Origin of the sequence: Streptomyces boluensis, from assembly GCF_009908195.1 — a bacterium.
GTDB classification, from domain to species: Bacteria; Actinomycetota; Actinomycetes; order Streptomycetales; family Streptomycetaceae; genus Streptomyces; species Streptomyces boluensis.
The window spans coordinates 1-5,923 of the sequence record NZ_JAAAHS010000431.1; the positions used below are offsets into that span (position 1 = coordinate 1).

Sequence of the window (5,923 nt, forward strand, 5' to 3'; positions counted from 1 at the left end):
GTTGAAGGCCGAGTGGTTGGAGGCCGAGGCGAGGGTCGGGGCGTGGGCGGCCTTGCGCATCACGAGGATCTGGAGCGGTGTGGTGGTCATGAAGCCGACCGCGCCGAGGACGACGACCGTCGCGAGCGCCGCCCAGCGCACATGCACCGTGTAGTCGAAGGCCAGCAGGACCAGGGCAAGGGCGCCGAGCGAGCCGTACAGGGTGGGGCGCAGGGCGCGGTCCGTGAGCGGGCCCGCGGCGAGGGCTCCGAGCGTCATGCCGATGCCGAACAGCGCGAGGACGAGCGTCACCGAGGACTCGGCCATCCCCATGACCTGCGTGGTCATGGACGCGAGGTACGAGTAGACGGCGAACACGCCCGCGAAGCCGAACACCGCGGTGAGCAGCCCGAGCAGCACCTGCCGGTCGCCGAGCGCGCGCAGTTCCTGGCGGAGGTTCTGGCCGGCCTCCATCGGGACGTACGGGACGAGCTTCCCGAGGGCGGCCATCGCGACCAGGCCGATCGCGGCGACGACGAGGAACGTGGCGCGCCAGCCGAGGTGTTGGCCGAGCAGCGTCGCGGCGGGTACGCCGACGATGTTGGCCACGGTCAGGCCGAGGAACATGGTGGCCACGGCACGGGCCTGGCGCCCCTCGCGTACGAGCCGGGCGGCGACCACCGCGCCGACGCCGAAGAACGCGCCGTGCGGCAGGCCCGCGAGCACCCGGCCCGCGGCGAGCAGGCCGAAGTTCGGGGCGAGCGCGGACGCCAGGTTGCCGACGGTGAAGAGGGCCATCAGGAGCACCAGCATCTTCTTGCGCGGGACGCGGGAGCCGAGGGCGGTGAGCAGCGGGGCACCGATGACAACGCCGATGGCGTAGGCGGAGACCAGGTACCCGGCGGTGGGTACGGAGGTGCCCAGGTCGTCCGCGACATTGGGCAGCAGGCCCATCATCACGAACTCGGTGGTGCCGATACCGAAAGCGGAGACGGCGAGCGCCAGCAGCGCCACAGGCATGAGAGACCCTTCACGACGGGCAGGAGGTCAGGACGTACGAGGCGTACGCGGCGTACACACAAGGAGTACGCACTTAAGTTCTCGTACGGAACAAAGTCTCTCAGGCGTTGTATTCCATGGGATGAGCCACCCGTTAACAGCGGATGTCAGGGCCTGGGCGGGCCCGTCCCTCAGAACTTGACCTCGGCGGCCAGCGGCAGGTGGTCGCTGCCCGTGGCCGGGAGGGTCCAGGACGAGCCCGGCTCGACCCCGCGCACCATGATCTGGTCGATCCGCGCCATCGGGAACCCGGCGGGCCAGCTGAACCCGAAGCCGTCGCCCGCCGCGCCCTGCGTGGAGCGCAGCTGCGAGGTGACCGGGGAGAGCGCGCGGTCGTTCATCGTGCCGTTGAGGTCGCCGAGGAGCACGACCCGCTCGGCCGGTTCGTCCCGGATGGCGACGCCCAGGGCCTCCGCGCTGTTGTCGCGCTGACCGGCGGTGAAGCCCGCGTTGGCCTTGACCCGGACCGACGGGAGGTGCGCCACGTACACGGCGACCTCGCCCTGCGGGGTGGTCACGGTGGAGCGCAGGGCGCGGGTCCAGCCCATCTTGATGTCGACGGGGCGGGTGGCGCTCATCGGGAACTTGCTCCACAGGCCGACGGTGCCTTCGACGGCGTGGTACTTGTACGTCCCGGCCAGGGCGCGCTCGTACACGGGCAGGATCTCCTGGGTGACCTCCTCGAGGGCCACCACGTCCGCGCCCGACTGCGCCACCTCGCGGGCGGTGCCCTGGGGGTCGGGGTTCTCGGCGTTGACGTTGTGCGTGACGACGGTGAGGTCACCGCCGCCGCCGGACTTGTCGAAGACCAGACCGCCGAAGAGGTTCACCCACACCACGGCGGGCAGCAGCACCGCGATCAGGGCGGTGGCGGACTTCCGCATCAGGGCCAGGACGAGGAGCAGCGGGACGCCGGCGCCGAGCCAGGGCAGGAAGGTCTCGACGAGGCTGCCGAGGTTGCCGACCCGGTTCGGGATGTGCGCGTGCAGCAGCATCACCAGGGCGAGCAGCACTCCGAGTACGGCGAGGAAGAGGCCCCGGCGCCAGATCCCCCGGTCCTGGCGCCAGCTGTCGCGCAGGCGCCGGAAACGGGACCCCGACCGCTCGGGCCCCGAGCCGCGACTCCCCGTCTCCGCCATGTACCGCTGCGCCATTCCGTCGCCTCACTGACCTGCTGTGCACACCGTTTCGCCCATTGACCCTAGGGGATGCCGGTGCCGCCCTCGCTGTGCCGTCCACGACGGCCGTACGTGATCGAGGACGACAGACGGCCGCACGGAGTTCCGGGTCCGCGGGGGCGGGCGGCGCCTGTGACGAAACGCGCACAATCACGGCCGTGACCGGCCCCGCTGGTCAGCCGCTGGTCAGCCGGTCGTCATGGGGAGGTCGCCCGACCGTCGCGGGCCCGCTCCGGCGCCGGGCGGCGCAGGCCGTCGAGCACCGCGTCCACCACCGTCTCCGCGAGACCTTCGGGGAGTTCGGCGTCCGGGCGCAGCACGGTGCGGGCCAGCATCGGTCCGGTGATCAGGTCGACCATCAGGTCCGGGTCGAGGTCGGCGCGGAGCTCGCCGCTGTCGACGCCGCGCCGCAGCACCTCGGCGGTACGGCGGCGCCTGAGGTCGACGACATTGCGGTGGTACAGCTCCCAGAGGCGGGGGTAACTCTTCGCCTGGGCGAGCAGCCCCTGCAACAGGGCCGAGGTCCGCTTGGCCAGGCCCCGGCGCCGCATCATGCCGAGGATCACCACCAGGTCGTCCCGCACGGACGTGCCGGGCAGCGGCGCCTCGGGTTCGTCCATGGCCCACATGACGTCGACGAAGAGTTCCTCCTTGCCCTTCCAGCGGCGGTAGATGGTGGCCTTGCCTACGCCCGCGGTACGGGCGATCCGCTCGATGGACAGGTCGGCGAGCGAGTCACCCTGCTCGAGGAGGCTCAACACCCCCTCGATGATGGCCCGTTCGACGGCCTCGCTCCGGGGACGGCCACGCGGCGCGGCCTTGGGGGCGGCGGCTGCCCCTTCCCCGTCCTCGTGCCACTGGTCCTGACCGTCCTGGCCGTCCTTCGGACTCATGCCCGCGCTCCTGTCTGCGGTCCGTGCTGTGCTGAGGCGATTCTTTCCCCGGTACCGCCCCATCCCGTAATCAGGCCTTCCGCTTCCGGCGGCGTATTCCGGCGGCGTACGAACCCGTACGCCCGCTCAGCCCGCCGCGCCCACCCGTTCCCGCGAGGGCTCCCCGGTCGTGGCCGGTGGGCGGCCCGGCAGGAACAGGGCGACCACCGCCGCGCCGAGCAGGGCGACCGCCACCGAGCACCACGCGGTGACGTGCATGGCGTGCAGGAACGCCGAGTTGGCGGGGTCGACCAGGGCGCGCCCGGCCGGTCCCAGCTTCTCGGCGACGCTCAGCGTGGCCTCGATGGACTCACCCGCCGCCGCGCGCGCCCGGTCGGGCACCGAGCCGAGGTGGCCCTCGATGTCGCCGCGGTACACGGCCGACAGGACCGAGCCGAGTACGGCGATCCCGAGGGCGCCGCCGACCTGCCGGAACGTGCCGTTCATGGCCGAGCCCGAGCCCGCCTTCTCGCGCGGCAGGGCCTGCATGATCGCGACCGTGACCGGCGGCATGATCAGCGCCATCCCGCTGCCCTGGAGGAAGTACGCGACCTCAAGCAGCCACAGCGGCGTACCCGCGTCGAAGAACCCGAACCCGGCGAGCCCGAGCGCGACCAGGAGCATGCCCCCGGTACAGGTGGCCCGCGCCCCGAAGCGGGCCACGACGAGCCGGGCGCGGGGCGCGAACAGCATCTGCGCGACGGCGAGCGGCAGGATCAGGAGCCCGGACTCCAGGGGGCTGTAGCCGCGCACGCTCTGCCAGTAGAACGCGGAGAAGAAGGTCACGCCCATCAGCGCGAAGAAGACAAGCGCGATGGCGGTGACGGCGGCGGAGAAGGCGGGCTTGCGGAAGTGCGAGATGTCGATGGACGGGTGGTCGATGCGCTTCTCGTACAGCACGAACGCGACCAGGATCGCGAGGCCCGCGCCGCTCGTCCCGAGCACCGACGGGTCGGTGAAGTCGGCGAGTTCACCGCCGCGGATGATGCCGTACACCAGGAGTACGAGACCGGCGACGGAGAGCCCGACGCCCACCGGGTCGATGCGGCCGGGGTTCGGGTCCTTGGAGTCCGGCACGAGCAGCACCATGCCGATCAGGGCGATGACCACCACGGGCACGTTGACCAGGAAGACAGAGCCCCACCAGAAGTGCTCCAGGAGCAGTCCGCCGGTGATCGGCCCGATCGCGATGGCCATGCCGACGCTGCCCGCCCAGATGCCGATGGCCTTGGGCTGCTCGTCGGGCTCGAAGACGTTCATCAGGATGGCCATGGTCGCGGGCATCACCGCGGCGCCGCCGAGGCCCATCACCGCGCGGAACGCGATGAGTTGCTCCGGGGAGCTGGAGAACGCGGCAAGGACCGAGCCGAGGCCGAACAGCGCGGTGCCCGCGACCAGGAGCCGCTTGCGGCCGATCCGGTCGCCGAGCAGCCCGGCGGTGAACAGCAGGCCCGCGAAGACCAGCGTGTACGAGTTGATCGCCCATTCCAGCTCGCTCTGGGTGGCGCCGAGTCCATCGGGTTCGGGACCCGCGATGACCTTGATCGCCACGTTCAGGATCGAGCTGTCGATGACGACGATCAGCAGGCTCAGCATCAGCACGGCGAGGATCAGCCAGCGCCGGCGGTGCACGGTTTCGGATATCCGGGAGGGCCCGGCTTCGGCAGGGGTGGTCATGGCAGCAACGTAGACCTTTCCGATACGAGACCGTCTCGTATTGATAAACCCTTTGCCGAGGCTTCACCTGTCCGCCGTCGTGACCCTCGCCCTAGCGCCACCCCCGCGCGAAGTGCCACCATGGCGGTGATCCGGGGACGCCGTCAGGGCGCCTCGAGATGACATCTGAAGGAGCCGTCGTCATGACGCAGATCTCGGCTGCCCGTACGCCTGCCCCCGAGCAGGCGCCCCACAGCAGCAAGACGTCCACCACGTCGCTCTACGGAGGCGTGACCAGCCGCCGTGTCACCGTCCGCGACCTCGCCGGCGCCAAGGAGCGCGGCGAGAAGTGGGCCATGCTCACCGCCTACGACGCGATGACCGCCTCCGTCTTCGACGAGTCGGGCATCCCCGTACTGCTCGTCGGCGACTCGATGGGCAACTGCCACCTCGGCTACGAGACCACCGTGCCCGTCACCCTGGACGAGGTCACCCTGCTCAGCGCCGCCGTCGTACGCGGCACCAAGCGCGCCCTGGTCATCGGCGACCTGCCGTTCGGCACGTACCAGGAGGGCCCGGTGCAGGCGCTGCGCTCGGCCACCCGGCTCGTCAAGGAGGCCGGGGTCGGCGCCGTGAAGCTGGAGGGCGGCGAACGCTCCCTCCCCCAGACCGAGTTGCTGGTCGCCGCCGGTATCCCGGTCATGTCGCACCTGGGCCTGACCCCGCAGTCCGTGAACACCATGGGCTACCGCGTCCAGGGCCGCGGCGACGAGGACGCCCACCGCCTGCTCCGCGACGCCAAGGCCGCGCAGGACGCGGGCGCGTTCGCCGTCGTCCTGGAGCTGGTGCCGGAGGAGCTCGCCGCCGAGGTGACGCGCTCCCTGCACATCCCGACCGTCGGCATCGGCGCCGGGTCCGGCTGCGACGCGCAGGTCCTCGTGTGGACGGACATGATGGGGCTGACCTCGGGGAAGATGCCGCGCTTCGTGAAGCAGTACGCTGCGCTGCGCTCGGTGATGGGGGACGCGGCGCGGGAGTTCGCCTCGGACGTACGCGGCGGTACGTTCCCTGCGCCGGAGCATGCGTTCCACTGACCGCGCTGTGATCCCCTCCCCACCC

At 71.2% G+C, this 5,923-nt stretch carries 5 protein-coding genes; 1 reads left to right on the forward strand and 4 read right to left on the reverse strand.

Features of this window, described 5'->3' with window-relative positions:
* The 4 genes from GUY60_RS32910 to GUY60_RS32925 all read right to left on the reverse strand — a co-directional run.
* On the reverse strand, positions 1-999 hold a 999-nt coding region (locus GUY60_RS32910), incomplete at its 3' end, for an MFS transporter (RefSeq protein ID WP_161704573.1).
* Positions 1,000-1,169: 170 nt separating this feature from the next.
* The gene (locus GUY60_RS32915; RefSeq protein ID WP_161704574.1) at positions 1,170-2,192 is read right to left on the reverse strand and encodes an endonuclease/exonuclease/phosphatase family protein; all 1,023 of its coding nucleotides are present in this window, start codon (positions 2,190-2,192) and stop codon (positions 1,170-1,172) included.
* A 221-nt stretch (positions 2,193-2,413) separates the two neighbouring features.
* On the reverse strand, positions 2,414-3,109 hold the full coding sequence (locus tag GUY60_RS32920) for a TetR/AcrR family transcriptional regulator (RefSeq protein WP_161704576.1): 696 nt from the start codon (positions 3,107-3,109) through the stop codon (positions 2,414-2,416).
* 126 nt (positions 3,110-3,235) lie between these two features.
* Positions 3,236-4,825 carry an MFS transporter gene (locus GUY60_RS32925; RefSeq protein ID WP_161704578.1) on the reverse strand — a complete coding sequence of 530 codons (1,590 nt, stop codon included), beginning with the start codon at positions 4,823-4,825 and terminating at the stop codon, positions 3,236-3,238.
* Positions 4,826-5,007: 182 nt separating this feature from the next.
* Between GUY60_RS32925 and panB the strand changes: the two genes are divergently transcribed.
* A complete protein-coding gene (gene panB / locus GUY60_RS32930; protein WP_161704580.1) occupies positions 5,008-5,898 on the forward strand; it encodes a 3-methyl-2-oxobutanoate hydroxymethyltransferase in 891 nt (296 codons plus the stop codon).
* Positions 5,899-5,923: the final 25 nt, after the last annotated feature.